Genomic DNA, 26,032 nt, shown 5'->3' with positions numbered 1-26,032 from the left:
CGACTCGCTTACTGGTTGTACGGACCGTAGTCGTAGTCCTCCAGCGGAACGGCCTGGCCGGAGCCGGTGCCGAACGGCGAGTAGTCGAGGTCGTCGTAGCCGACGGACGAGTACATCGCCGCCTTGGCCTCCTCGGTCGGCTCGACCCGGATGTTGCGGTAGCGGGACAGACCCGTACCGGCCGGGATGAGCTTACCGATGATGACGTTCTCCTTGAGGCCGATGAGGCTGTCGGACTTGGCGTTGATCGCCGCGTCCGTCAGGACTCGGGTCGTCTCCTGGAAGGAGGCGGCCGACAGCCAGGACTCCGTCGCGAGCGAGGCCTTGGTGATACCCATCAGCTGCGGACGGCCGGAGGCGGGGTGACCGCCCTCGGTGACCACGCGACGGTTCTCCTGCTCGAACTTCGACCGCTCGACCAGCTCGCCCGGGAGGAGCTCCGCGTCGCCGGACTCGATGATCGTCACGCGGCGGAGCATCTGCCGGATGATGATCTCGATGTGCTTGTCGTGGATCGACACGCCCTGCGAGTTGTAGACCTTCTGGACCTCGCCGACCAGGTGGACCTGGACCGCGCGCTGACCGAGGATCCGGAGCACGTCGTGCGGGTTGGTGGCACCCACGGTGAGCTTCTGGCCCACCTCGACGTGGTCGCCCTCGCCCACGAGCAGACGGGCACGCTTCGAGATCGGGAACGCCGTCTCGTCGGTGCCGTCGTCCGGGGTGACGACGATCTTCTTGGTCTTCTCGGTCTCCTCGATGCGGACGCGACCGGCCGCCTCGGAGATCGGGGCGACACCCTTGGGCTGACGCGCCTCGAAGAGCTCGACGACACGCGGCAGACCCTGGGTGATGTCGTCACCGGCCACACCACCGGTGTGGAAGGTACGCATCGTCAGCTGGGTACCGGGCTCACCGATGGACTGGGCGGCGATGATGCCGACCGCCTCACCGATGTCGACCAGCTTGCCGGTGGCCAGCGAGCGGCCGTAGCAGAAGGCACAGGTGCCGACGGCGGACTCGCAGGTCAGGACCGAGCGGGTCTTGACCTCCTCGACGCCCGCGTTGACCAGGGCGTCGATGAGCACGTCGCCCAGGTCGACGTTGGCCGGCGCGATGACCTTGCCGTCGACGACGACGTCCTCGGCGAGCATCCGCGCGTACACGGAGGTCTCGACGTCGTCCGTCTTCCGCAGGACACCGGCCTCGTCCTTGGCCGCGATCCGCAGCTTCAGACCGCGCTCGGTGCCACAGTCCTCCTCGCGGATGATCACGTCCTGCGAGACGTCCACCAGACGACGGGTCAGGTAACCCGAGTCGGCGGTACGCAGGGCGGTGTCGGCGAGACCCTTACGGGCACCGTGCGTCGAGATGAAGTACTCGAGGACGGTGAGGCCCTCGCGGAAGGACGCCTTGATGGGACGCGGGATCGTCTCGTTCTTGGCGTTCGACACCAGACCACGCATACCGGCGATCTGACGCATCTGCATCATGTTTCCTCGGGCGCCCGAGTCCACCATCATGAAGATCGGGTTCGTCCGCGGGAAGTTCGCGTTCATCGCCTCGGCGACCTCGTTGGTCGCCTTGGTCCAGATCGCGATGAGCTCCTGAGTGCGCTCTTCCTTCGTGATGAGACCGCGCTCGTACTGCTTCTGGACCTTCTCGTCCTGCTCCTCGTAGCCCTTGACGATGGCCTTCTTGGCCTCGGGCACGACGACATCGGAGATGGCCACGGTGACGCCCGAACGGGTCGCCCAGTGGAAGCCGGCCGCCTTCAGGTTGTCGAGCGTCGCCGCCACGATGACCTTGGGGTAGCGCTCCGCCAGGTCGTTGACGATCTCGGAGAGCTGCTTCTTGCCCACCGAGTAGTCGACGAACGGGTAGTCCTCGGGCAGCAGCTCGTTGAAGAGCGCACGGCCCAGCGTCGTCCGCAGACGGAAGCTGTCGCCCTGCTGCCACTCCGGCTCGCCCTCCTCGGCGACCGGGGGGACCCAGCCGCGCGGCGGGACGGTGCCGATCGGGAAGCGGATGTCGATCTCCGACTGGAGCGCGAGCTCGCCGGCGTCGAAGGCCATGATCGCCTCGGCCGTGGAGCCGAACGCGCGGCCCTCGCCCTTGGTGTCACGCAGCTCGCCGTCGGTGGTGAGGAAGAACAGACCGAGGACCATGTCCTGGGTCGGCATCGTCACCGGGCGGCCGTCGGCCGGCTTGAGGATGTTGTTCGAGGACAGCATCAGGATGCGGGCCTCGGCCTGCGCCTCCGCGGAGAGCGGCAGGTGGACGGCCATCTGGTCACCGTCGAAGTCCGCGTTGAACGCGGTGCAGACGAGCGGGTGGATCTGGATGGCCTTGCCCTCGACCAGCTGCGGCTCGAAGGCCTGGATGCCGAGGCGGTGCAGCGTGGGCGCACGGTTCAGCAGGACCGGGTGCTCGGCGATGACCTCTTCGAGGACGTCGTACACGACCGTGCGGCCGCGCTCGACCATCCGCTTCGCGCTCTTGATGTTCTGCGCGTGGTTCAGGTCGACCAGGCGCTTCATCACGAACGGCTTGAAGAGCTCCAGCGCCATGGCCTTCGGCAGACCGCACTGGTGCAGCTTGAGCTGCGGGCCGACGACGATGACGGAACGCGCCGAGTAGTCGACGCGCTTGCCGAGCAGGTTCTGACGGAAACGACCCTGCTTGCCCTTGAGCATGTCGCTCAGGGACTTCAGCGGGCGGTTGCCGGGGCCCGTGACCGGGCGACCGCGACGGCCGTTGTCGAACAGCGCGTCGACGGCCTCCTGGAGCATGCGCTTCTCGTTGTTCACGATGATCTCGGGCGCGCCGAGGTCGAGAAGCCGCTTCAGGCGGTTGTTGCGGTTGATCACGCGGCGGTACAGGTCGTTCAGGTCGGAGGTCGCGAAGCGGCCACCGTCCAGCTGCACCATCGGACGGAGGTCCGGCGGGATGACCGGCACGCAGTCGAGAACCATGCCCTTGGGGCTGTTCGCGGTCTGCAGGAACGCGGAGACGACCTTGAGGCGCTTGAGCGCGCGGGTCTTCTTCTGGCCCTTGCCGGTGCGGATGATCTCGCGGAGCTTCTCGGCCTCCTCCTCGAGGTCGAAGGACTCCAGGCGCTTCTGCAGCGCCGCGGCACCCATCGAGCCGTCGAAGTACGTGCCGAAGCGGTCGCGCAGCTCGCGGTAGAGGAGCTCGTCGCCCTCCAGGTCCTGGACCTTGAGGTTCTTGAAGCGGGACCAGACCTCGTCCAGACGGTCGATCTCGCGCTGCGCGCGGTCGCGCAGCTGCTTCATCTCGCGCTCGGCGCCCTCGCGCACCTTGCGGCGCACGTCGGCCTTGGCGCCCTCGGCCTCCAGCTCGGCCAGGTCGGACTCGAGCTTCTTGGCGCGGTTCTCCAGGTCGGAGTCGCGGCGCTGCTCGATCTGCTGGCGCTCGACGGAGACGTGGGCCTCCAGCGACGGGAGGTCGCGGGTGCGGCGCTCGTCGTCGACGAAGGTGATCATGTACGCCGCGAAGTAGATGACCTTCTCGAGGTCCTTCGGGGCGAGGTCCAGCAGGTATCCGAGGCGCGACGGGACGCCCTTGAAGTACCAGATGTGGGTGACGGGAGCGGCCAGCTCGATGTGGCCCATCCGCTCACGGCGCACCTTGGCGCGGGTGACCTCGACGCCACACCGCTCGCAGATGATGCCCTTGAAGCGGACGCGCTTGTACTTGCCGCAGTAGCACTCCCAGTCCCGGGTCGGACCGAAGATCTTCTCGCAGAAGAGTCCGTCCTTCTCGGGCTTCAGGGTGCGGTAGTTGATGGTCTCCGGCTTCTTGACCTCGCCGTGGCTCCACTGACGGATGTCGTCAGCGGTGGCCAGACCGATCCGGAGCTCGTCGAAGAAGTTGACGTCGAGCACTATGCGTCAATCCCTCTCAGGGTTGTAAGGCTGTGGGGTCTGATACGGGGGTCCTGGGGCCGGCGGACCTTGATCACTCAAGGTCCGCCGGACTCCCGTCAGACCTCTTCGACGCTGCTCGGCTCGCGCCGGGACAGGTCGATGCCGAGCTCCTCCGCTGCGCGGAAGACGTCCTCGTCGGTGTCGCGCATCTCGATGGACATGCCGTCCGAGGACAGCACCTCCACGTTGAGGCACAGGGACTGCATCTCCTTGATGAGCACCTTGAAGGACTCGGGGATGCCGGGCTCAGGGATGTTCTCGCCCTTGACGATGGCCTCGTAGACCTTCACGCGGCCGGTCACGTCGTCGGACTTGATCGTCAGCAGCTCCTGGAGGGCGTACGCGGCGCCGTAAGCCTCCAGCGCCCACACCTCCATCTCACCGAAGCGCTGGCCACCGAACTGGGCCTTACCACCCAGCGGCTGCTGGGTGATCATCGAGTACGGGCCGGTCGAACGCGCGTGCAGCTTGTCGTCGACCAGGTGGTGGAGCTTGAGGATGTACATGTACCCGACGGAGATCGGGTCCGGGAACGGCTCGCCGGAGCGGCCGTCGAACAGCCTCGCCTTGCCGGTCGGGAGCACCATGCGCTCGCCGTCGCGGTTCGGGATGGTGTGGTTGAGCAGGCCGGCCAGCTCGTCCTCGCGCGCACCGTCGAAGACGGGGGTGGCGACGTTGGTGCCGGGGGCGACCTGGTCGGCGCCGATCGCCTGGAGGCGCTGCGCCCACTCGTCCGCGAGGCCGGAGACGTCCCAGCCGCGGCTGGCGAGCCAGCCGAGGTGGATCTCCAGGACCTGTCCCGGGTTCATTCGGGACGGGACGCCCAGCGGGTTGAGGATGATGTCGACCGGGGTGCCGTCCTCAAGGAACGGCATGTCCTCGATCGGCAGGATCTTGGAGATGACGCCCTTGTTGCCGTGGCGGCCGGCGAGCTTGTCACCGTCGGTGATCTTGCGCTTCTGGGCGACGTAGACGCGGACCAGCTGGTTCACGCCCGGGGGAAGCTCGTCGCCCTCCTCGCGGTCGAAGACGCGGACGCCGATGATCTTGCCGATCTCGCCGTGCGGGACCTTCAGCGAGGTGTCGCGGACCTCGCGCGCCTTCTCGCCGAAGATCGCGCGGAGCAGGCGCTCCTCCGGGGTCAGCTCGGTCTCGCCCTTGGGCGTGACCTTGCCGACCAGGATGTCGCCGGCGACGACCTCGGCACCGATGCGGATGATGCCGCGCTCGTCGAGGTCGGCGAGGACCTCCTCGGAGACGTTCGGGATGTCCCGGGTGATCTCCTCGGGGCCGAGCTTGGTGTCACGGGCGTCGACCTCGTGCTCCTCGATGTGGATCGAGGAGAGGACGTCGTCCTGCACGAGGCGCTGCGACAGGATGATCGCGTCCTCGTAGTTGTGGCCCTCCCACGGCATGAACGCCACGAGCAGGTTCTTGCCGAGCGCCATCTCGCCGTCTTCGGTGGCGGGGCCGTCGGCGAGGACCTGGCCCTCGATGACGTGGTCGCCCTCGTTGACGACGACCTTCTGGTTGACCGAGGTGCCCTGGTTCGAGCGGGAGAACTTGTGCAGGCGGTACGTGTTGTACGTGCCGTCGTCGTTGGCGACCGTGACGTAGTCGGCCGACAGCTCCTGGACGACACCGCTCTTCTCGGCCTTGAGCACGTCGCCGGCGTCGGTGGCGCAGCGGTACTCCATGCCGGTGCCGACGAGCGGGGCCTCCGACTTAATCAGCGGCACCGCCTGACGCATCATGTTCGCGCCCATGAGGGCACGGTTGGCGTCGTCGTGCTCGAGGAAGGGGATCATGGCGGTCGCGACCGACACCATCTGGCGCGGCGAGACGTCCATGTAGTCCACGTCCGACGGCTCGACGTAGTCGACCTCGCCGCCGCGCTTGCGGACCAGGACGCGGTTCTCGGTGAAGCGCAGTTCGTCGTCGAGCGCGGCGTTGGCCTGCGCGATGACGAACCGGTCCTCCTCGTCGGCGGTGACGTAGTCGACCTCGTCGGTGACCCGGCCGTCGACGACCTTGCGGTACGGCGTCTCGATGAAGCCGAACGCGTTGACGCGGCCGTACGAGGCGAGCGAACCGATCAGACCGATGTTCGGGCCTTCGGGGGTCTCGATCGGGCACATGCGTCCGTAGTGGGACGGGTGCACGTCTCGGACCTCGAAGCCGGCCCGCTCGCGGGAGAGACCACCGGGGCCCAGCGCGGACAGACGACGCTTGTGCGTCAGACCCGAGAGCGGGTTGTTCTGGTCCATGAACTGGGACAGCTGGCTGGTGCCGAAGAACTCCTTGATGGAGGCGACGACCGGCCGGATGTTGATCAGGGTCTGCGGCGTGATCGCCTCGACGTCCTGGGTGGTCATGCGCTCGCGGACGACGCGCTCCATGCGGGCCAGACCCGTGCGGACCTGGTTCTGGATGAGCTCGCCGACGTTGCGCAGACGACGGTTGCCGAAGTGGTCGATGTCGTCGGTCTCGACGACGATCTCGTTGCCGTTCTCGCCGATCGTCTCGGTCTCGCCCGCGTGGAGCTTCACGAGGTACTTGATCGTGGCGATGATGTCGTCGGTCGTGAGCACGCCGGCGTCCAGCGGCTCGTCGGCGCCGAGCTTCTTGTTCACCTTGTAGCGGCCGACCTTCGCGAGGTCGTAGCGCTTCGGGTTGAAGTAGAGGTTCTCGAGCAGCGTCTGAGCGGCCTCGCGGGTCGGCGGCTCGCCCGGACGCAGCTTGCGGTAGATGTCGAGCAGCGCGTCGTCCTGGCCCTGGGTGTGGTCCTTCTCCAGGGTGGCGCGCATGGACTCGTACTCGCCGAACTCCTGGAGGATCTGCTCGGTGGTCCAGCCGAGGGCCTTGAGGAGGACGGTGACGGACTGCTTGCGCTTGCGGTCGATGCGGACACCGACGAGGTCGCGCTTGTCGATCTCCATCTCCAGCCAGGCACCCCGGGACGGGATGATCTTGGCGGAGAAGATGTCCTTGTCGGACGTCTTGTCGATGGAGGAGTCGAAGTAGACGCCCGGCGAGCGGACGAGCTGCGAGACGACGACACGCTCGGTGCCGTTGATGACGAAGGTGCCCTTGTTCGTCATGAGCGGGAAGTCGCCCATGAAGACCGTCTGGGACTTGATCTCGCCGGTCTCGTTGTTGGTGAACTCGGCGGTGACGAAGAGCGGGGCGCCGTACGTGAAGTCACGGTCCTTGCACTCGTCGATGCTGTTCTTCGGGGGCTCGAAGCGGTGGTCGCGGAAGGTCAGCGACATCGACCCGGAGAAGTCCTCGATCGGGGAGATCTCCTCGAAGATCTCCTCCAGACCGGACTTCGTGGGGACGTCCTGTCCCGACTCGAGGGCGGCCTCGACGCGAGCCTTCCAGGCGGCGTTGCCGAGCAGCCAGTCAAAGCTCTCGGTCTGCAGCGCGAGGAGGTTCGGAACCTCGAGGGGCTCCTTGATCTTTGCGAAGGAGATGCGCAGCGGGGCGGTGCTGGCGGCGTTGTTCATGTTGTTCGAGGCGTTGCGCGAGGCGGCCAAGAGGGGGTCCTTCCGAGGGCTCGGACTCACTACGCGCGTACCGGTCCCCAGCAACGCTTCACGGCAGACGTTTCCTGAAGTGACCAAAAGGCCAGGTCAGACGGGGTCGGTCCACGAAGCTGATGCGAAGGTATGCCCCTGGTGACGGGCAGGGGGCAGCTAACAGGCAGCGCAAAGGGACAGTGTAGCCACTTGGCCCACTGATGTCCAGGGCGACTTCCTCGCGACCCTCGTTGCTCTCAACTCCGCGGTACTCGCGCCGTGCGGCGCACCTCGATACTGCCCGTTCGGTCGTCGATCCATGCCTCGGAATCGGATCGTTTGACGACGCGTCCTGAGAATTGCGCGCGGCGTGCCGTTCGTCAAGGCCCCCGCCCGCGAGCGGCGCACGGCGAAGATCACCATACTCCGCTTCCGGCGGCTCGCAGGACCCCCGCCACGCGGGTCCCGGGAACGCCGAAAGGCGACCACCCAGATGGATGATCGCCTTTCGGTGCCTCCGCGTTACACGGGGGCGGGATTCGGCTCAGCGAACCGAAACGGTCTTACTTGACCGTGACGGAGGCACCGGCGGCCTTGAGGGCCTCGGCGGCCTTGTCAGCGGCCTCCTTCGCGACCTTCTCGAGGACCGGCTTCGGGGTGCCGTCGACGAGGTCCTTGGCCTCCTTGAGGCCCAGGGAGGTGAGCTCGCGCACGACCTTGATGACCTGGATCTTCTTGTCGCCGGCACCCTCGAGGATGACGTCGAACTCGTCCTGCTCCTCGGCGGCACCGGCAGCGTCGCCACCACCGGCGGCGGGGGCGGCAACGGCGACGGCCGCGGCGGCGGTGACGTCGAACTTCTCCTCGAAGGCCTTCACGAACTCGGAGAGCTCGATGAGGGTCATCTCCTCGAACTGGGCGAGGAGGTCGTCCTGAGAGAGCTTCGCCATGATGGGCGATCCTTCCACTAATTCGGCAGGTGCCGATGTGTCTGTAGAGGCGGGCGTAACGGCCCGCTACGACCCGCGCGCTAGGCGGCGCGGATCAATGCGCGAGCCGAATTACTCGGCACCGCCCTGCTCGGCCTGCTTGGCACGGAGCGCGTCCACGGTGCGGACGAGCTTCGACGGCAGAGCCTGGAAGAGCTGAGCAGCCTGAGACTGCTTGCCCTTGAAGGCGCCGGCCAGCTTGCTGAGCAGAACCTCGCGGGACTCGAGGTCCGCAAGCTTCTTGATGTCGTCGGCGGAGAGAGCCTTACCGTCAAGGACACCGGCCTTGATGATGAGGTTCGGGTTCTCCTTGGCGAAGTCACGCAGGGCCTTCGCCGACTCCACCGGGTCACCGGTGACGAAGGCGACCGCGGTCGGACCAGCGAAGTGCTCGTCCAGTGCGGTGATCCCGGCCTCGTTGGCCGCAATCTTGGTCAGCGTGTTCTTCACCACGGCGTACTGGGCGTTCTCACCGAGCGAGCGGCGCAGCGTCTTGAGCTGCGCGACGGTGAGACCCCGGTACTCGGTCAGCACGGCGGCGTTGGAGCTCTGGAACGCGTCCTTGAGCTCGGCCACCGATGCAGCCTTGTTGGGCGTCGGCATAGTGCGTTCGCCTCCTTCCGGGTGATGAGGACCGCTCAGAAGGGGCTGAACAAGCAAAACGCCCCGGCGCAGGCGCACGGGGCTGAGCTCGACCGGACGAAACGTCCGGGAACTTTCCACAGTCACCTGCGCGGGTCGTCCGTCGTCAACGGATCCTTCGGCCACCGCACCCGGTAAGGGCACAGCAACGACCAGCGGTCTTTGGCTTCTGTGGAAGCGTACGTGATGGCCTGGGCCATGGGCAAATCAGCCTTCGGCGCCCTCTCCGGACATGCCCTTCATCATCTCCAGGAAGTCCACGGTCTCCCCGGCCGGCGGCGCCTCGACGGCGGCCTGGGTGCCGTAGTCGGAGTAGAAGGCGGTCAGCTTCACCGCGCCCTGCGGCATCTCCATGTCGACGATCATCTTCGCCGGGTAGCCGTTCTGGTCGACCCAGAGCTCGGTGTCGTACCCCTCGACGCCGGACTTCTCCAGGGTCGCGGTGAAGGACTTGCGCTGCTCCGCCGTCATGCCCTTGAACGACTTGTCGTTCTTGAGGACCTCGTCCATGGAGACCGAGCCCTTGTAGTGCTCGGTGTCGACGCCCTCGACCTTCTCCGGCCCGACGTGCTTGATGCCGGGGGACTCCAGGAGGATCGCGAGCTGCTGCGCGGGGTCCTGGTTGGTGCTGCCGCCCATGCCCTGGGTCAGCTGCTGGAGGGAGGCGTCGCCGGACTCCTCCGCGAGGCCGGCGAGGTCCATCTTGATCCAGCGCTTGCCGTCCATCTGGGCGGCCTGCTTCTCGCCCATGTCCATGTACATGACGTCGTCGCGCATGATCATGCGCATCTTGTCGGGTCCGCCCGCGGACTTCCCGGCGGCGAAGGCGCCGCCGGACATGGTGACGTCCATGAGGGTCGGGTCCCAGCCCTGCACGCCGGTCATGGTGATGGTGCCGGCGTCGGCACCGGTGCCCTCCACCTCCATCGTCATGCGGAACTTGGCGGACTTCGCCGCCGAGGTCTTCTCGTACGCCGCCGTGAGGGCCTGCAGCGGGTCGGCGAGGGCCTTGCCGGCCGCCTTCGCGTCGCCGTCGTCACAGCCGGCCAGGCCCGCAACGAGAGCCGCCGCGGAGAGGGTCGCGACGCCCGCGCGCTTCCAGGAGGACTTGCTCATAGGTGTTCCCCACCCCTTGATCTTCGTGATCATCGTCTTTGCGTTCCCTTGAACCGTATCGGACGGCTACGACAGGAGGAGACGCGAAAAAAGCCGCCCCCCGTTCCTCCGGAGAGGAACGGGGGGCGGCTTTCAGACTGACTGCGTCAGAGCCGGAAGGCTCAGACCGCGGCCGGGTCCTCCTCGACGAGGAGGTTACGGGTGCGGTTCGAGTCGACCGGGATGCCGGGGCCCATCGTGGTGCTGATGGCGGCCTTCTTGATGTAGCGGCCCTTGGCGGCGGACGGCTTCAGACGGAGGATCTCCTCCAGGGCCGCACCGTAGTTCTCCACCAGCTGCGTGTCGTCGAAGGACGTCTTGCCGATGATGAAGTGCAGGTTCGAGTGCTTGTCGACGCGGAACTCGATCTTGCCGCCCTTGATGTCGTTGACGGCCTTGGCGACGTCGGGGGTGACGGTGCCGGTCTTCGGGTTCGGCATGAGACCACGCGGACCGAGCACGCGGCCGAGGCGGCCGACCTTGCCCATGAGGTCCGGGGTGGCGACCACGGCGTCGAACTCGTTCAGGCGCTGGCCCTTGGCGATCTCGTCGATCAGCTCGTCGGAACCGACGATGTCGGCGCCCGCGGCAACCGCGGCCTCGGCACGCTCACCGGTCGCGAAGACCAGGACCCGGGCGGTCTTGCCGGTGCCGTGCGGGAGGTTCACGGTGCCACGGACCATCTGGTCGGCCTTGCGCGGGTCGACACCCAGGCGGAAGGCGACCTCGACGGTGCCGTCGAACTTCGTGGTGGAGGTCTCCTTGGCAAGGCGGACGGCCTCGAGGGGAGCGTAGAGCTTCTCCCGGTCGACCTTGGCGTCCGCAGCGCGGAGGGACTTGCTGCGCTTCACTTCTGCTCCTGTGGTGTTTCAGGTGTGGAGTCGTGGTGCGGACCAAGCGCTGGCCCTACCACTGAGGTCACGAGGGGGGGTGATCAGCCCTCGACCGTGATGCCCATGGAACGGGCGGTGCCGGCGATGATCTTCGACGCGGCGTCCAGGTCGTTCGCGTTGAGGTCGGGCATCTTGGTGGTGGCGATCTCGCGGACCTGCGCCTCGGTGATCTTGGCGACCTTGGTCTTGTGCGGCTCGCCGGAGCCCTTCTCCACGCCCGCGGCCTTGAGGATCATCTTCGCGGCCGGCGGGGTCTTGGTGATGAAGGTGAAGGAGCGGTCCTCGTAGACCGTGATCTCCACCGGGATCACCCAGCCACGCTGCGACTCGGTCGCGGCGTTGTAGGCCTTGCAGAACTCCATGATGTTGACGCCGTGCTGGCCGAGCGCGGGGCCGACCGGCGGGGCCGGGTTGGCCGCACCGGCGTTGATCTGGAGCTTGATGAGCCCCGTGACCTTCTTCTTCTTGGGAGGCATTGCTCTCTCCGGGTCCTAGTGAGAGTTTTCAGCCGATCCATCCGGTCATCCGGATGGAGGCATACCGCACAACGATAACGGGTATGGTCGTGCGTCCAAAAACCGAGCAGGTCAGAGGGGCTGTGACAGCCCCTCTGACCTGTTCGGAAACTCGGTGACGATCCAGCGAACGACCGGGAAGGCGGTCAGTTCTTCTGGATCTGGTCGAAGCTGAGCTCGACCGGGGTCTCGCGGCCGAAGATCTCGACGAGGCCCTTGACCTTCTTCGAGTCCGGGTTGATCTCGTTGATCGTGGCCTGGAGGGTGGCGAAGGGGCCGTCGGTGACGGTGACCGAGTCGCCGACCTCGAAGTCGAGGACCTGGACCTCCAGCTTGCGGGCCGGAGCCGGCTTGCCCTCGGCCTCGGCGGCCTCGCGGGCGGCCTTCTCCTCGGCCTCCGGGGCGAGCATCTTGACGATCTCGTCCAGGGTCAGCGGGTACGGGTCGTAGGCGTTGCCCACGAAGCCGGTGACGCCGGGGGTGTTGCGGACGACGCCCCAGGACTCGTTGGTCAGGTCCATGCGGACGAGGACGTAGCCGGGGAGCTTGTTCTGCTTGACGTTCTTCCGCTCGCCGCCCTTGATCTGGACGATCTCTTCCTCGGGCACCTCGGCCTGGTAGATGAAGTCCTCGACGTTGAGCGAGACGGCGCGCTGCTCCAGGTTGGCCTTCACGCGCTTCTCGTAGCCCGCGTAGGTGTGGATGACGTACCACTCGCCGGGCAGCGTGCGCAGCTCCTCGCGGAGCGCGGCGACGGGGTCGACGGGGGCGGCCGGCTCGGCCTCCTCCTCGGTCTCCTCGATCGCGTCCTCGACCTCGGCGTCGTCCTCGTCGGACTCGTCCTCGGCGGCCTCGTCGTCCTCGGTCTCGTCGGCGACGGGCTCGGACTCGTCGTCCGCGTCCTCGTCGTCCGCGAAGTCCTCGACGGCGTCGTCCGCCGCGGCGTCCGCAGCCTCGTCCTCGTCGGCGGCCTCGACGATGTCCAGCTCGTCCTCGACGGACTCGGACTCGAAGGCGTCGTTCAGGTTCGCGTCAGACACGGTGGCTGCTTCTTCCTGCGATACAGATGGGGTGGAACAAAAAGTCAGCCGAAGACGTACTTGACTGCTTCCTGGAAGCCAAAGTCAATCACGGTCACCAGGCCGATCATCACGACCACGAAGACGATGACGACCGTGGTGTACGAGGTGAGCTGACTACGCGTGGGCCAGACGACCTTGCGGAGCTCGGCGATGATCTGCCGGTAGAAGACGGCGAGACGGCCCAGGGGGCCCTTCTTCCCGCGCTTGCCGCCCTTGCGGCCCTTCTTCTTCGACTCGGACGCGTCTTCGGCATCAGGCATGTCGATGGAGCCAACGGCGTCCGTCACGATCTCTCACCTGATTCCGGGTCGTGGCCGTGCCGCGCCCGGGTGGAGCCGCACGACAATGCAATGAAGACGTACATGCGCACACAACCTGGCGGTGTGTGTAGCAGGGCCGGAGGGACTTGAACCCCCAACCGCCGGTTTTGGAGACCGGTGCTCTACCAATTGAGCTACGACCCTTTGCGGTGTCCCCCAACCTACCCCATGTGTGACGGGGCCGGTGCGGGCCAACGAGGAGTGAGTGTACGTGACCTTGGGCCCCCGCGTCGAACAGGAACCGCGCCGACCTGCCCGCGGGCCCCTTCCCGACCGGTATCGACCGCTCCTGTCCGCTCCCTGAAACCTGTGTGCCGGGCCGCGAGGGGGTCTGGGACGATGGCCGTATGAGCGCTGCTACCCCTCCCACCGAGCGTCGGGTCTCCGCCCGGATCGGTGCGATCTCCGAGTCCGCCACCCTCGCCGTCGACGCCAAGGCCAAGGCCCTCAAGGCCGCCGGGCGCCCGGTGATCGGTTTCGGCGCCGGCGAGCCCGACTTCCCGACCCCGGACTACATCGTCGACGCGGCCGTCGAGGCCTGCAAGAACCCGAAGTACCACCGCTACACGCCGGCCGGCGGCCTGCCCGAGCTGAAGGCCGCGATCGCCGCCAAGACGCTCCGCGACTCCGGCTACGAGGTGGACGCCTCCCAGGTCCTGGTGACCAACGGCGGCAAGCAGGCGATCTACGAGGCCTTCGCCGCGATCCTCGACCCGGGCGACGAGGTCATCGTCCCGGCCCCGTACTGGACCACCTACCCGGAGTCGATCCGGCTCGCCGGCGGTGTCCCGGTGGAGGTCGTGGCCGACGAGACGACCGGCTACCGCGTCTCGGTGGAGCAGCTGGAGGCGGCCCGCACGGAGCGGACCAAGGTCGTCCTCTTCGTCTCCCCCTCGAACCCGACGGGCGCCGTCTACAGCGAGGCCGACGCCGAGGCGATCGGCCGCTGGGCCGTCGAGCACGGCCTGTGGGTCCTCACCGACGAGATCTACGAGCACCTGGTCTACGGCGACGCGAAGTTCACCTCGCTGCCGGCGATCGTGCCCGAGCTGCGCGACAAGTGCATCGTCGTCAACGGCGTGGCCAAGACGTACGCGATGACCGGCTGGCGCGTCGGGTGGATCGTGGGCCCGAAGGACGTCGTGAAGGCGGCGACCAACCTCCAGTCGCACGCCACCTCGAACGTCTCCAACGTGGCGCAGGTCGCCGCGCTGGCCGCCGTCTCCGGGAACCTGGACGCGGTCGCGGAGATGCGCACCGCCTTCGACCGGCGCCGCCAGACGATCGTGCGGATGCTCAACGAGATCGAGGGCGTCTACTGCCCGACCCCCGAGGGCGCGTTCTACGCGTACCCGTCGGTGAAGGGGCTGCTCGGCAAGGAGATCCGCGGCAAGCGCCCGCAGAGCTCCGTCGAGCTGGCCGCGCTGATCCTGGACGAGGCCGAGGTCGCGGTCGTCCCGGGCGAGGCCTTCGGCACCCCCGGCTACCTGCGCCTCTCGTACGCGCTCGGTGACGAGGACCTGGTGGAGGGCGTGTCCCGGATCCAGAAGCTGCTGGCCGAGGCCCGCGACTGATCCGCCGCGCACGGCGACGGGCCCCGGTTCCGCCGGAACCGGGGCCCGTTTTTGCGTTCGGTCGGGTATCGATCGGGGAATCGCCGTGCATACCGCCATTCGGGTAAGGCAGGATCGGGCGATGGAGCACCCCCGCGATCTCACCCTGTTGCCCAAGGCCCACCTGCACCTGCACTTCACCGGTTCGATGCGGCCCTCGACCCTCCTCGAACTGGCCGACAAGTACGGGGTGCACCTGCCGGAGGCCTTGAAGAGCGGGACGCCGCCGCAGCTGCGCGCGACCGACGAGCGCGGCTGGTTCCGCTTCCAGCGCCTGTACGACATCGCCCGCTCCTGCCTGCGTTCGCCGGAGGACATCCGGCGGCTGGTGCGGGAGGCGGCGCAGGAGGACGTGCGGGACGGTTCGGGGTGGCTGGAGATCCAGGTCGACCCGACCTCGTACGCGCCGCACCTGGGCGGCCTCATCCCGGCCCTGGAGATCATCCTGGACGCGGTCGACGCGGCCTCCCGGGAGACCGGCCTCGGCATGCGCGTCCTGGTGGCCGCGAACCGGATGAAGCACCCGCTGGAGGCCCGCACCCTGGCGCGGCTGGCGGTGCGGTACGCGGACCGGGGCGTGGTGGGCTTCGGGCTCTCCAACGACGAGCGCCGGGGCATGGCCCGCGACTTCGACCGGGCCTTCGCGATCGCCCGCGAGGGCGGCCTCCTGGCGGCCCCGCACGGCGGCGAGCTGACCGGCCCCTCCTCCGTGCGCGACTGCCTGGACGACCTGCGGGCGGCCCGCGTCGGGCACGGCGTGCGGGCGGCCGAGGACGAGCGGCTGCTGCGCAAGCTCGCCGAGCGCGGCGTGACGTGCGAGGTGTGCCCGGCGTCGAACGTGGCCCTGGGCGTCTACGAGAAGCACGAGGACGTCCCCCTGCGCGCCCTCTTCGAGGCGGGCGTCCCGATGGCCCTCGGCGCCGACGACCCGCTCCTCTTCGGCTCCCGGCTGGCCGCCCAGTACGAGATCGCCCGCCGCCACCACGGCTTCACGGACGAGGAGCTGGCGGAGCTGGCCCGGCAGTCGGTCCGCGGCTCGGCGGCCCCGGAGGGCGTGCGGAAGGAGCTGCTGGCCGGGATCGACGGCTGGCTGGCTAGCTGAGGCCCCTGATCAGGGTGCGGGCGACGGCGGCCGCGAAGGCGTCCAGCGGCTGCGGCGGCTCCCCCTCCGGGGTCGTCCCGTAGGCGAAGGCCCGCTGGACGCAGGCCCCGAGGAGGAGGGCGGCGGCGGCCTGCGGGTCGGCGTGGGGGCCGATGCGGCCGTGCCGCTGCTCGGCCCGGAGGTAGGCGGTGAGGCCCTCGATCGGCTGGTGCGGTCCGGCCCCGAGTTCCCGCATGCCGGCGTCGTGGCGGGCCTTGAGCCGGGGCTCGGCGTACAGCGAGGCGGCGATCGGGAAGGACTGCTCGTAGAAGAGGGCGGCCCGGCGGGCGATCTCGGTGAGGTTCTCCTCGACGGTGCGGTCGCCGGGGTCGACGGCGAGCGCCTCCAGGAGGCCGCCGAGCCGCGGCAGCCGTTCCGTGAGGACGGCGAGGAAGAGCTCCTCCTTGCCGGTGAAGTGCTTGTAGAGCGCGGCCTCCGAGCAGCCCGCCGCCCGGGCGATCTCCTTGGTGGTGGTGCGGGCGAGGCCCACGGTGGCCATGAGGTCGCGCGCGGCGTCGACGATCCGGGTCCGGGTCGGCTTCTGTTCCACGCATCCTCCACGCACGCTTGACGTGTGAGCGAGTATCCACCCACCCTGAGGTGAGTGAGTACTCACCCACCTCGGGAGGCTGCGTCATGAAGCTCACCGTCTTCGGTGCGACCGGCGGCATCGGACAGGAGATCGTCCGGCAGGCCCTGGGGGCCGGGCACGAGGTGACGGCGGTCGTGCGGGATCCCGCGCGCTTCGCGGTGACCGGGGATCGCCTGGAGGTCTTCCGCGCCGACCTCACGGACGCCGGGGCCCTGCGGCCGGCGGTGGCCGGCCGGGACGCGGTCCTGTCCGGTCTGGGCGCCCGCAGCCGGGCGGACGCGGCCGCGGGCGTCGCCACCCGGCTGACCCGGCCGGTGCTCGCCGCGATGGACGCCGAGGGCGTGCGGCGGCTGGTGGTGGTGAGCGCGGCCCCCGTGGGGCCGGCGCCGGAGGACGAGGGCCTGCTCGACAAGGCCGTCCTGGCGGTGATCAGCCGGGTCCTGAAGGACGTCTACACCGACCTGCGGGCCATGGAGTCCGAGCTGGCCGCCGGCGCCGCCGACTGGACCTCGGTCCGGCCGCCCAAGCTGACGGACAAGCCGCTCACCGGCCGCTACCGCACGGTCGTCGGCGGCAATCCGCCCCGGGGCCGCACCCTGGCCCGCGCGGACGTGGCCCACGCGATGCTGGCGTCGCTCGACGACCCGGCGACGGTCGGGCGGGGCGTCGGGGTGGCGTACTAGAGCTCCACGCCCACGGTGACGGGCTCGTTGACGAGGGTGATCCCGAAGGCGTCCCGGACGCCGGCGACGACCTCGCGGGCGAGGGCGAGCAGGTCCTCGGTGGTGGCCTCGCCGCGGTTGGTGAGGGCGAGGGTGTGCTTGGTGGAGATCCGGGCGGGCCCGGAGCCGTACCCCTTGGTGAAGCCGGCCTTGTCGATGAGCCAGGCGGCGGAGGTCTTGGTGAACGAGGTCCCGACCGGGAAGGCCGGGGCCTGGGCGTCCGGCCCGAGCCGCTCGGCGACACGGGCCCGGAAGGCGTCGAACTCGTCGTTGGTGAGGATCGGGTTGGTGAAGAAGGACCCGGCGGACCAGGTGTCGTGGTCCTCGGGGTCCAGGACCATGCCCTTGTCCGCGCGCAGCTTCAGGACGGTCTCGCGGGCCCGGGCGAGCGGCACCCGGTCGCCCATCCCGACGCCGAGGGCGCGGGCCGTCTGCTCGTAGGCGATCGGGGCGGACATGCCGCCGGCGTCCTCCAGCTCGAAACGGACGCGCAGCACCACGTAGGTGTCCGGCAGCTTCTTGAAGAGGCTGTGCCGGTACGAGAAGTCGCACTGCTCGTTCGTGAGCGTGACGACCTGGTGGTCGTCCCTGTCGTACGCCACGACCTCGGTGATCGTGGCGGAGACGTCCTGCCCGTAGGCGCCGACGTTCTGGATCGGGGTGGCGCCGGCCGAGCCGGGGATGCCGGCGAGGCACTCGACCCCGGCGAGTCCGGCCTCCACGGTCCGGGCGACGACGTCGGTCCAGACCTCGCCGGCGGCGACCTCCAGCCGGGTCCCGTCGAGGGTGAAGCCGGTGGTGGCGATCCGCAGCGCGGTCCCCTCGAAGCCCTTGTCCCCGATGACCAGGTTGGAGCCGCCGCCGATGACGAGCAGCGGCGTCCCGGAGACCTCGGCCTCGCGGACCGCGGCGATCACCTCGTCGTCGGTGGTGGCCGTGACGAGCCGGGTGGCGGGACCGCCGAGCCGGAAGGTGGTCAGGGGGGCGAGGGGGGCGTCGTTGAGGAGCTGCACCCGCCCCACATTACGGCTTGCTTTTTCGCGGGCGAAAAAGCAAGCCGTCGTGGCCGCTCAGGCGAGGCGGACGACCGCCCGGCTCATCCCCAGCACCTTCTGTCCGGCGCTGGTGGCCGTGAGGTCGACGCGGACGAGGTTGTCGTCCAGCTTGGCGGCGACCTTGGCGGAGACCTCGATCACGGCGCCGACGCCGTCGTTGGGGACGACGACGGGCTTGGTGAAGCGGACGCCGTACTCGACGACGGCGGCGGGGTCGCCGGCCCAGTCGGTGACGACGCGGATCGCCTCGGCCATGGTGAACATGCCGTGGGCGATGACGTCCGGGAGCCCGACCTCGACGGCGAACTTCTCGTTCCAGTGGATCGGGTTGAAGTCCCCGGAGGCGCCCGCGTAGCGGACGAGGGTGGCGCGGGTCACGGGGAAGGTCTGCGCGGGCAGCTCGGTGCCGGCCTCGACCTCGGCGTAGGCGATCTTCGCGGTCATGGTCAGGCCTCCTCGGGGGCGCGGGAGACGAGCTTGGTCCAGGCGGTGACGACGTGCTCGCCGGTCTCGTCGTGGACCTCGCCGCGGATGTCCAGGATGTCGTTGCCGGCCAGCGACTTGACGGCCTCGATGGTGGAGGTGACCGCGAGGCGGTCGCCGGCGCGGACGGGCCGGGTATAGGCGAACTTCTGGTCGCCGTGGACGACCCGGCTGTAGTCGAGGCCGAGCTGCGGGTCCTCGATCACCTGGCCGGCGGCCTTGAAGGTGATGGCGAACACGAAGGTCGGCGGGGCGATCACGTCGGGGTGGCCGAGTTCCTTGGCCGCCTCGGGATCGGTGTACGCGGGATTCGCGTCACCGACCGCTTCGGCGAATTCGCGGATCTTCTCGCGGCCGACCTCGTAGGGCGCGGTGGGCGGATAGGTCCGGCCCACGAAGGACTGGTCGAGCGCCATGGACTCGATACCTCCTGCTGGATCTTTATGCCGATGGTGCGGAGCGTGTCGGGAAACGCCACGAGGCCGCCCCCTGGTGGGGACGGCCTCGTGAACGAGCCTGATTAGCGCGTCTCGCGGTGCGCGGTGTGCGAGTTGCAGCGGGGGCAGTGCTTCTTCATCTCAAGACGGTCCGGGTTGTTACGCCGGTTCTTCTTGGTGATGTAGTTCCGCTCCTTGCACTCCACGCAGGCCAGCGTGATCTTCGGGCGGACGTCGGTGGCAGCCACGTGAGTGCTCCTTGACGGACGGATTGGATGGATGAACGCATGAAAGAGTAGCCGATCGCAGGACCGACCCCACAATCGGCTACCGTGTGTAGCGGTGACCGGACTTGAACCGGTGACACAGCGATTATGAGCCGCTTGCTCTACCGACTGAGCTACACCGCTTTGATGTCGGCAACCCCGCCCGAAGGCGGGATTCCCAGCACCAGAGCCCCAATACGGAATCGAACCGTAGACCTTCTCCTTACCATGGAGACGCTCTGCCGACTGAGCTATTGGGGCGAGCGAGGAAGACATTACACGGTCTGCGGCCCATCACCCAAATCCGTTTCGCCGGGGCCCTCCGGCGGGCCCGCGCCCCCGCCCCGTACGCCACTCGTGGACTCATCGGTACGACTATTGCGCTCCTCCCCGAAGGCGGCGCCGGCCGCCCCTAGGCTCTGCCCCACGCTGCGTGATCTCGATCTTGGTGACTTGGTGAGGAGCCCGATGTCGGCCGACAGCAAGCAGCCCCGTCCGCCCTCCGACGACGCGGGCGACGCGGGCGGCGCGGCGACCGGGGACGCGCACGCGCTCCTGCTGTCGAACGCCCGGCTGGCCGACGGACGGACCGTGGACGTGCGGCTCGCGCGGGGCCGGATCGAGGCCGTCGGCACGGCGGGCAGCCTGAGCACCGCCGGCTCCCGGGTGGACCTGTCCGGCCATCTGCTGCTGCCGGCGCCGGCCGAGCCGCACGCCCACGCCGACACCGCGCTCTCCGCGGACGCCCCGGGCCCGGTCTCGTACGCCCCCGAGGAGGTGCAGCGCCGGGCCACCGAGGCGGCGCTGCTCCAGCTCGGGCACGGGGCGACCGCGCTGCGGGCCCACGTCCGGATCGGCGGCGTGCACGCGCTGGGCCCGCTGGAGGCCGTCCTCCAGGCCCGGCGCTCGCTGCGCGGGCTGGCGGACCTCACGGCGGTGGCGGTGCCCCGGCTGCTGACCGGGGCGGCGGGCGCGGACGGCCTCGCGATGCTGCGGGACGCGGTGAAGATGGGCGCCGGGGTGGTGGGCGGCTGCCCGGACCTGGACCCGGACCCGGCGGGGTACGTGGAGGCGGTCCTGGAGGTGGCGGCCGAGCACGGCGTGCCGGTGGACCTGCACACGGACGGGGACGACCCGGCGCGGCTCGCCCGCTTCGCGGCGATGGCGGGCGGGCTGCGGCCCGGGGTGGCGATCGGCCCGTGCGCGGGGCTCGCCGGGCTGCCGGAGGAGGTGGCGGGGCGGGCGGCGGACCGGCTGGCGGCGGCGGGCGTGACGGTGGTGTGCCTGCCGCAGGGCGGCTGCGCGGGGAGCGGGCGGCGGGGCGCGGCCCCGGTGCGGCTGCTGCGGTCGGCGGGGGTGCGGCTGGCGGCGGGCGGCGGAGCGCTGCGGGACGTGGCGAACCCGGTGGGGCGCGGGGATCCGCTGGAGGCGGCCTTCCTGCTGGCCTCGCTGGGGGGCCTGGAGCCGGAGGAGGCGTACGGGGCGGTGAGCGCCCGGGCGCGGGAGGCGATGGGCCTTCCGGAGGTCCGGGTGGAGGCGGGCTTCCCCGCGGAGCTGGTGGCGGTGCGGGGCGAGCGGCTCGCGGGCGTGCTGTCGCTGGCGTACAGCCGGATCGTGGTGCACCGGGGGCGGGTGGTGGCGCGGACGAGCGCGGTGCGGGAGTACTGCGACTCGGCGGCGGCGCTGGACCTGCCGCGACAGGCCGGCCGGCCCGAGCCGGGAGGCCCGGCGGCCCGCTGAGCCGTACGGTCGGGGTATGCGCATCGTCATCGCTGGAGGACACGGTCGGATCGCCCTGCGCCTGGAGCGGCTGCTCTCGGCGGGCGGACACGAGGCGGTCGGGCTGATCCGCCGCCCGGAGCAGGCGGAGGACCTGCGGGCGGCGGGCGCGGAGCCCGTCGTGCTGGATCTGGAGGCGGCGTCCGTGGAGGAGGTCGCGGAGGTCCTGCGGGGCGCGGACGCGGCCGTCTTCGCGGCGGGCGCGGGCCCGGACAGCGGGGCCGCCCGCAAGGACACGGTGGACCGCGGGGCGGCGGTCCTGTTCGCGGACGCGGCGGAGCGGGCGGGTGTCCGCCGTTTCGTCGTCGTCTCCTCGATGGGCGCGGACGCCCGGCACGAGGGGGACGAGGTTTTCGACGTCTACCTGCGGGCGAAGGGCGCGGCGGACGACGCGGTCCGGTCCCGTCCGGGCCTGGAGTGGACGATCCTGCGCCCCGGCATGCTCACCGACGACGCCGGCACGGGCCTGGTCCGCCTGGAGGCCCGCACGGGCCGCGGCCCGGTCCCCCGCGACGACGTGGCGGCGGTCCTCGCCGAGCTGGTGGACTCCCCCGGCACGGCCGGCCTGACCCTGGAACTGGTCGGCGGATCGACCCCGGTCACGGTCGCGGTGAGGGACGTGGCCGGCAACTGACCGGCCGCCCCCCGTCCACGGACGGAACGAAGAAGGTCCCCGGTGCGAACACCGGGGACCTTCTTCAGTGTGGCGACGCCAGGATTCGAACCTGGGTAGGCTAAGCCGACGGATTTACAGTCCGCTCCCATTGGCCACTCGGGCACATCGCCATGGGTTGTCGCCTCGGTTCCCCGCTTTTCGGCGGTGTTCCCTGGCAACGACGTAAACAATACCCGATCCCGGGGGGTGGTTCGCCACCCGGTTGATCAGCGGTTCGGGCGCCGGGTCACCCCCTAGGCTTTGGGGGTACCCCACAGCATCCGAGCAAGGAGCCACGAGTCATGGCCGACTCCAGTTTCGACATCGTCTCCAAGGTCGAGCGGCAGGAGGTCGACAACGCCCTCAACCAGGCCGTGAAGGAGATCTCCCAGCGCTACGACTTCAAGGGAACCAACGCCTCGATCTCCTGGTCGGGCGAGAAGATCCTGATGCAGGCGAACGGCGAGGAGCGCGTGATGGCGATCCTCGACATCTTCCAGTCCAAGCTGATCAAGCGGGGGATCTCGCTCAAGTCGCTGGACGTCGAGGGCGAGCCGCAGCTGTCCGGCAAGGAGTACAAGCTCTTCGCGTCGGTCACCGAGGGCATCTCGCAGGAGAACGCGAAGAAGGTCGCGAAGACCATCCGCGACGAGGGCCCCAAGGGCGTCAAGGCGCAGGTGCAGGGCGACGAGCTGCGGGTCAGCTCGAAGAGCCGTGACGACCTCCAGGCCGTGCAGGCGCTGCTCAAGGGCAAGGACTTCGACTTCGCGATCCAGTTCGTGAACTACCGCTGACCCCTCCGGGTCCCGCAGGGTCGTGTCCGAAAGCCGCCGGTCTCCGGGCGGCGGGGCTCGCACACTGGAGCCATGGACGACATCACCGTGTACGCGTACGCCGACGGCCCCCTGGGCGAGATGCTGCTGACCGGGCGGCTCTCGACGGGGGGCCGCGCCGTGCTGCGGTCGCTCTCGCTGCCGGGGCAGAAGGGGGCCGTCGCGGTCGGCGAGGGCTGGGTCCGCGACCAGGGGGCCTTCGACGGGGCGGTGCGGCAGCTGGCGGAGTACTTCGACGGGCGGCGGGAGCGGTTCGACGTGGAGCTGGACGCCGGCGTCGGGACGGAGTTCCAGCGGCGGGTCTGGGCGGCCCTGGAGGAGATCCCGTACGGGACGACCGTCAGCTACGGCGAGATCGGGCGGCGGGTCGGGGCCGGCGGGGTCGGGGTGCGGGCGGTGGGGACGGCGATCGGGCGCAATCCGCTGCTCGTGGTGCGGCCCTGCCACCGGGTGATCGGCGCGGACGGGAGTCTGCGCGGGTACGCGGCCGGGCCGGAGCGCAAGCGGTCGCTGCTCGGCCTGGAGGGAGCCCTCGCGTGACCGAGGGGCTCTTCCCGCGCGAGCGGGCGGAGGTCGCGCCCGGTGCGGTGCACGTCCCGGGGTGGCTGCCGGCCGGCCGGCAGCGGGAACTGGTCGAGGCCTGCCGGGAGTTCGGGCGCGGTCCGCTGACGTACCGGCAGACCGTGCTGCCCGGCGGGGGCGTGATGTCGGTGCGGTCGCTGTGCCTGGGGCGGCAGTGGGTGCCGTACCGCTACCTGGACTCCGTCGCCGTCGAACTGCCCGGCTGGCTGCGCGCGTTGGGGCGGGCGGCGGTGGCCGAGGCGTACGGGGACGACGGCGGCTACGCGCCCGACACGGCGCTGGTGAACTTCTACGGGGACGGCGCCCGGATGGGCATGCACCAGGACAGGGAGGAGCGGTCGGGGGCGCCCGTGGTGTCGCTGAGCCTCGGCGACCGCTGCGTGTTCCGGCTGGGCAACGCCGAGGGCCGGGGACGGCCCTGGACCGACGTGGAGCTGGCCTCCGGGGACCTCTTCGTCTTCGGCGGGGAGTCCCGGTGGGTGTACCACGGGGTGCCGAGGGTGTTTCCTGGGACGGCCGATCCGTCGCTCGGCCTGACCGGGCGGCTCAACATCACTCTGCGGGAGACGGGAAGCGCGTGACCACCGGACTCAGCCGTTCCCTCGGCGTCCTCGACGCCGTCGTCGTCGGGCTGGGCGCCATGGTCGGCGCCGGGATCTTCGTGGCCCTCGGGCCGGCGGCCGGCGCGGCCGGGACGTCGGCGGGGCTGCTCGCGGCGCTGGGGCTCGCCGCCGCGGTGGCGTACTGCAACGCGATGGCGTCGGCCCGGCTCGCCGCCCTGTACCCGGAGTCCGGCGGCACCTATGTGTACGGTCGCGAACGGCTGGGTCCCTTCTGGGGGTATCTGGCGGGGTGGGCCTTCGTGGTGGGCAAGACGGCCTCCTGCGCGGCGATGGCGCTGACCGTCGGCGCCTATCTGTGGCCGGAGCGGGCGCACGCGGTGGCGGTGGCCGCCGTGGTCGCCCTGACGGCCGTGAACTACCGGGGCGTCCAGAAGTCGGCGCTGCTGGCGCGGGTGATCGTGGCGGGGGTCCTGGCGGTGCTCGCGGCCGTCGTCACGGCTTCCTTCGCCGGCGCTCCCGGGGGCCTTTCCGGCCTCGGCGGGGAGGTGTCGGCGGGCGGGGTGCTCCAGGCCGCGGGTTTGCTCTTCTTCGCGTTCGCGGGGTACGCGCGGATCGCCACGCTCGGCGAGGAGGTGCGCGATCCGGCGCGGACGATCCCCCGGGCGGTGCCGCTCGCGCTGGGCCTCGCGCTCGGGGTGTACGCGCTGGTCGCGGTGGCCGTCCTGGTCGCGCTCGGGCCGCTCGGCCTGGCCGGCTCCGCCGCGCCGCTCGCCGACGCCGTGCGGGCGGCGGGCGCCTCCTGGCTGGTGCCGGTGGTGACCGCCGGCGCGGCGGTCGCGGCGCTGGGCTCGCTGCTCTCGCTGATCCTCGGGGTGTCCCGTACGACGCTGGCGATGGCCAGGGACGGGTACCTGCCCGGGGGGCTGGCCGCCGTGCACCCGAGGTTCCGGGTGCCGCACCGGGCGGAGCTGGCCGTGGGCGCGGTGGTGGCCGTGGCGGCGGCGACGGCGGACGTGCGGGGCGCGATCGGCTTCTCGTCCTTCGGCGTCCTCGCGTACTACGGGATCGCGAACGCCTCGGCGTGGACGCTGGGCGGGCGCCACCGGGTCCTGGCCGCGGCGGGGCTCGCCGGGTGCGCGGCGCTGGCGGCGGCGCTGCCGCTGGGCTCGGTGCTGGCCGGGGCGGCGGTCCTGGCGGCGGGCGTGGTGGCGTACGCGGTCAGTCGAGGACGACCCGGACTCCCTCGGCCCTGAGGCCGTCGACGAACTCCTGGAAGGTGGCGGGGCGGCGGGCCGCGAGGAGCGGGGTGACGCCGAGGCAGGCGCGGGCGACGGCGGCGTGGTGCCAGACCAGGGTGCAGCCGGACAGTTCGGCGCCGAGGGCGCGGGGGGCGCCCACCTCGAAGGCGCGGCCGGGGCCGAGGACGGCCTCGCCGAGGGCGCAGAGAAAGGCGTCCTCGTCGGTGACGCCGCGCCCGTCGAGTGCGTACGCGGTGCCGGGGACGGGCCGCGGGTCGCGGTGGGCGCGGCGGGCGGCCTGGTTCAGCCACTCGGCGCGCGCGGTGCCGGTGTAGCGGCGCCAGGTGCCGGGGGCGGGCGGCGGCTCGTACCCGTGGAAGAGGTCCCAGACCTCGCGGGTCGGCGGGGGGATCAGGCCGGAGCGGGGGAAGGCCACGGTGAGGTCGACGAGCCCGTGGTGGAGGCGGGAGTCCGCGGCGGCGGTCACCCGGCCGGCCTCAGCCTCGTGCTGGGGTCCCGAGGTCCGGTCGAGGACCTGGTAGCGGACGGTCTCGAACTCGGTGGCGCCGGCGGCCAGGGCGTCGCGGAGGGCGCCGCGCGGGGAGCAGCCGAGGAAGGTGACCTCCTCGTGGGTCAGCTCCTCGGGCGGCCTCGGGGAGACCCGGACGAGGTTTCCGCAGGGGACCGCGCCGACCGCGCCGTGCAGGCGGCGCGGCGGGCCGGCGGACTCGACGGTGACGACGTCGCCGCGGGCGCCGAGGACCCGGACGGCGGTGAGCCGCCAGTCGCCGCCCGGGGTCCCGACGTCGAGCGTGCCGAGCGGGGCCGTGCCCTCGACGATCGCCTGGGTGACGGCCCGGGCCAGTTCGCCGCGCGGTTCGCAGCCGCGCAGTTCGTGGCGGACCCGCGGGGGCGGCACGGGGTCGCCGTAGAGGCCGCGCACGTCGCGGCAGAGGGCGACGGCGTGGAGGCCGGAGAGCAGGGCGTAGCGCGGTTGGTGCACGGC

24 protein-coding genes and 4 tRNA genes are annotated in these 26,032 nt (G+C 70.3%); 9 read left to right on the top strand and 19 right to left on the bottom strand.

Going from position 1 to position 26,032, the window contains the following annotated elements:
* Positions 1 to 8: 8 nt before the first annotated feature.
* From ACFW6A_RS18955 to ACFW6A_RS18910, 10 genes are all read right to left on the bottom strand, one after another.
* Complete coding sequence (locus ACFW6A_RS18955) at positions 9 to 3,908, bottom strand: DNA-directed RNA polymerase subunit beta' (RefSeq protein WP_351844832.1); 3,900 nt, start codon at positions 3,906 to 3,908, stop codon at positions 9 to 11.
* Between the two features lie 98 nt (positions 3,909 to 4,006).
* On the bottom strand, positions 4,007 to 7,489 hold the full coding sequence (gene rpoB / locus ACFW6A_RS18950) for a DNA-directed RNA polymerase subunit beta (RefSeq protein ID WP_351844830.1): 3,483 nt from the start codon (positions 7,487 to 7,489) through the stop codon (positions 4,007 to 4,009).
* 545 nt (positions 7,490 to 8,034) lie between these two features.
* Positions 8,035 to 8,421, bottom strand: coding sequence for a 50S ribosomal protein L7/L12 (rplL, locus tag ACFW6A_RS18945; protein WP_360800197.1), 387 nt, complete (start codon positions 8,419 to 8,421; stop codon positions 8,035 to 8,037).
* 111 nt (positions 8,422 to 8,532) lie between these two features.
* Positions 8,533 to 9,063 carry a 50S ribosomal protein L10 gene (gene rplJ / locus ACFW6A_RS18940; protein WP_030757401.1) on the bottom strand — a complete coding sequence of 177 codons (531 nt, stop codon included), beginning with the start codon at positions 9,061 to 9,063 and terminating at the stop codon, positions 8,533 to 8,535.
* 246 nt (positions 9,064 to 9,309) lie between these two features.
* Positions 9,310 to 10,251: a hypothetical protein gene (locus ACFW6A_RS18935; RefSeq protein ID WP_386641556.1), complete on the bottom strand. Its 942-nt coding sequence runs from the start codon at positions 10,249 to 10,251 to the stop codon at positions 9,310 to 9,312.
* Positions 10,252 to 10,379: 128 nt separating this feature from the next.
* On the bottom strand, positions 10,380 to 11,108 hold the full coding sequence (gene rplA, locus ACFW6A_RS18930; RefSeq protein WP_351844824.1) for a 50S ribosomal protein L1: 729 nt from the start codon (positions 11,106 to 11,108) through the stop codon (positions 10,380 to 10,382).
* Between the two features lie 83 nt (positions 11,109 to 11,191).
* A complete protein-coding gene (gene rplK / locus ACFW6A_RS18925) occupies positions 11,192 to 11,626 on the bottom strand; it encodes a 50S ribosomal protein L11 (RefSeq protein ID WP_030494213.1) in 435 nt (144 codons plus the stop codon).
* A 185-nt stretch (positions 11,627 to 11,811) separates the two neighbouring features.
* On the bottom strand, positions 11,812 to 12,705 hold the full coding sequence (nusG, locus tag ACFW6A_RS18920; RefSeq protein WP_386482668.1) for a transcription termination/antitermination protein NusG: 894 nt from the start codon (positions 12,703 to 12,705) through the stop codon (positions 11,812 to 11,814).
* A 44-nt stretch (positions 12,706 to 12,749) separates the two neighbouring features.
* The gene (gene secE, locus ACFW6A_RS18915) at positions 12,750 to 13,034 is read right to left on the bottom strand and encodes a preprotein translocase subunit SecE (protein ID WP_043228836.1); all 285 of its coding nucleotides are present in this window, start codon (positions 13,032 to 13,034) and stop codon (positions 12,750 to 12,752) included.
* A 104-nt stretch (positions 13,035 to 13,138) separates the two neighbouring features.
* Positions 13,139 to 13,211: transfer RNA gene (locus tag ACFW6A_RS18910), tRNA-Trp, on the bottom strand.
* 203 nt (positions 13,212 to 13,414) lie between these two features.
* Here ACFW6A_RS18910 and ACFW6A_RS18905 point away from each other — a divergent pair.
* Positions 13,415 to 14,641: a pyridoxal phosphate-dependent aminotransferase gene (locus ACFW6A_RS18905; protein ID WP_351844819.1), complete on the top strand. Its 1,227-nt coding sequence runs from the start codon at positions 13,415 to 13,417 to the stop codon at positions 14,639 to 14,641.
* 121 nt (positions 14,642 to 14,762) lie between these two features.
* The gene (locus tag ACFW6A_RS18900) at positions 14,763 to 15,782 is read left to right on the top strand and encodes an adenosine deaminase (RefSeq protein ID WP_386641553.1); all 1,020 of its coding nucleotides are present in this window, start codon (positions 14,763 to 14,765) and stop codon (positions 15,780 to 15,782) included.
* Here the strand turns inward: ACFW6A_RS18900 and ACFW6A_RS18895 are convergent.
* Positions 15,775 to 16,371: a TetR/AcrR family transcriptional regulator gene (locus tag ACFW6A_RS18895; RefSeq protein ID WP_386641550.1), complete on the bottom strand. Its 597-nt coding sequence runs from the start codon at positions 16,369 to 16,371 to the stop codon at positions 15,775 to 15,777. The genes ACFW6A_RS18900 and ACFW6A_RS18895 overlap by 8 nt on opposite strands.
* Positions 16,372 to 16,457: 86 nt before the next feature.
* Between ACFW6A_RS18895 and ACFW6A_RS18890 the strand changes: the two genes are divergently transcribed.
* Positions 16,458 to 17,096, top strand: a complete 639-nt coding sequence (locus ACFW6A_RS18890) for an NAD(P)-dependent oxidoreductase (protein WP_386641547.1) — start codon at positions 16,458 to 16,460, stop codon at positions 17,094 to 17,096.
* Here the strand turns inward: ACFW6A_RS18890 and ACFW6A_RS18885 are convergent.
* The 6 genes from ACFW6A_RS18885 to ACFW6A_RS18860 all read right to left on the bottom strand — a co-directional run bounded on the left by ACFW6A_RS18885 (position 17,093) and on the right by ACFW6A_RS18860 (position 19,637).
* Complete coding sequence (locus ACFW6A_RS18885) at positions 17,093 to 18,157, bottom strand: UDP-N-acetylmuramate dehydrogenase (protein ID WP_351844811.1); 1,065 nt, start codon at positions 18,155 to 18,157, stop codon at positions 17,093 to 17,095. The genes ACFW6A_RS18890 and ACFW6A_RS18885 overlap by 4 nt on opposite strands.
* Before the next feature lie 48 nt (positions 18,158 to 18,205).
* A complete protein-coding gene (locus ACFW6A_RS18880; RefSeq protein WP_351844809.1) occupies positions 18,206 to 18,634 on the bottom strand; it encodes a MaoC family dehydratase in 429 nt (142 codons plus the stop codon).
* Between the two features lie 2 nt (positions 18,635 to 18,636).
* The gene (locus ACFW6A_RS18875; RefSeq protein WP_386482655.1) at positions 18,637 to 19,089 is read right to left on the bottom strand and encodes a MaoC family dehydratase N-terminal domain-containing protein; all 453 of its coding nucleotides are present in this window, start codon (positions 19,087 to 19,089) and stop codon (positions 18,637 to 18,639) included.
* 104 nt (positions 19,090 to 19,193) lie between these two features.
* Positions 19,194 to 19,358 (bottom strand): 50S ribosomal protein L33, encoded by a 165-nt coding sequence (rpmG, locus tag ACFW6A_RS18870; protein WP_003956487.1) that lies wholly within the window; start codon positions 19,356 to 19,358, stop codon positions 19,194 to 19,196.
* An 89-nt stretch (positions 19,359 to 19,447) separates the two neighbouring features.
* A tRNA-Met gene (locus tag ACFW6A_RS18865) sits at positions 19,448 to 19,520 on the bottom strand.
* A gap of 44 nt (positions 19,521 to 19,564) precedes the next feature.
* Positions 19,565 to 19,637 (bottom strand) — tRNA-Thr (locus ACFW6A_RS18860).
* 207 nt (positions 19,638 to 19,844) lie between these two features.
* Here ACFW6A_RS18860 and ACFW6A_RS18855 point away from each other — a divergent pair.
* Positions 19,845 to 21,116 (top strand): amidohydrolase family protein, encoded by a 1,272-nt coding sequence (locus ACFW6A_RS18855; RefSeq protein WP_351844805.1) that lies wholly within the window; start codon positions 19,845 to 19,847, stop codon positions 21,114 to 21,116.
* A gap of 16 nt (positions 21,117 to 21,132) precedes the next feature.
* On the top strand, positions 21,133 to 21,789 hold the full coding sequence (locus ACFW6A_RS18850) for an SDR family oxidoreductase (protein ID WP_386641542.1): 657 nt from the start codon (positions 21,133 to 21,135) through the stop codon (positions 21,787 to 21,789).
* A 70-nt stretch (positions 21,790 to 21,859) separates the two neighbouring features.
* On the opposite strand, the gene ACFW6A_RS18845 is transcribed toward ACFW6A_RS18850, so the two are convergent.
* A tRNA-Tyr gene (locus ACFW6A_RS18845) sits at positions 21,860 to 21,941 on the bottom strand.
* Positions 21,942 to 22,112: 171 nt separating this feature from the next.
* On the opposite strand from ACFW6A_RS18845, the gene ACFW6A_RS18840 reads away from it, so the two are divergent.
* The 4 genes from ACFW6A_RS18840 to ACFW6A_RS18825 all read left to right on the top strand — a co-directional run bounded on the left by ACFW6A_RS18840 (position 22,113) and on the right by ACFW6A_RS18825 (position 25,041).
* Positions 22,113 to 22,604, top strand: a complete 492-nt coding sequence (locus ACFW6A_RS18840; RefSeq protein WP_031009290.1) for a YajQ family cyclic di-GMP-binding protein — start codon at positions 22,113 to 22,115, stop codon at positions 22,602 to 22,604.
* A gap of 72 nt (positions 22,605 to 22,676) precedes the next feature.
* Positions 22,677 to 23,183, top strand: coding sequence for a methylated-DNA--[protein]-cysteine S-methyltransferase (locus ACFW6A_RS18835; RefSeq protein WP_386478814.1), 507 nt, complete (start codon positions 22,677 to 22,679; stop codon positions 23,181 to 23,183).
* On the top strand, positions 23,180 to 23,806 hold the full coding sequence (locus ACFW6A_RS18830) for an alpha-ketoglutarate-dependent dioxygenase AlkB family protein (protein ID WP_386478811.1): 627 nt from the start codon (positions 23,180 to 23,182) through the stop codon (positions 23,804 to 23,806). The genes ACFW6A_RS18835 and ACFW6A_RS18830 overlap by 4 nt, the downstream gene beginning before the upstream one ends.
* On the top strand, positions 23,803 to 25,041 hold the full coding sequence (locus ACFW6A_RS18825; RefSeq protein WP_351844797.1) for an amino acid permease: 1,239 nt from the start codon (positions 23,803 to 23,805) through the stop codon (positions 25,039 to 25,041). The genes ACFW6A_RS18830 and ACFW6A_RS18825 overlap by 4 nt, the downstream gene beginning before the upstream one ends.
* Here the strand turns inward: ACFW6A_RS18825 and ACFW6A_RS18820 are convergent.
* A complete protein-coding gene (locus ACFW6A_RS18820) occupies positions 25,007 to 26,029 on the bottom strand; it encodes a hypothetical protein (protein WP_351844795.1) in 1,023 nt (340 codons plus the stop codon). The genes ACFW6A_RS18825 and ACFW6A_RS18820 overlap by 35 nt on opposite strands.
* Positions 26,030 to 26,032: the final 3 nt, after the last annotated feature.

Source organism: Streptomyces sp. NPDC058758 (genome assembly GCF_042746075.1).
In the GTDB taxonomy this organism is placed as follows: Bacteria; Actinomycetota; Actinomycetes; order Streptomycetales; family Streptomycetaceae; genus Streptomyces.
The sequence above is the reverse complement of the archived record's forward strand: the minus strand, read 5'-3'. Positions and strand labels throughout refer to the sequence as shown.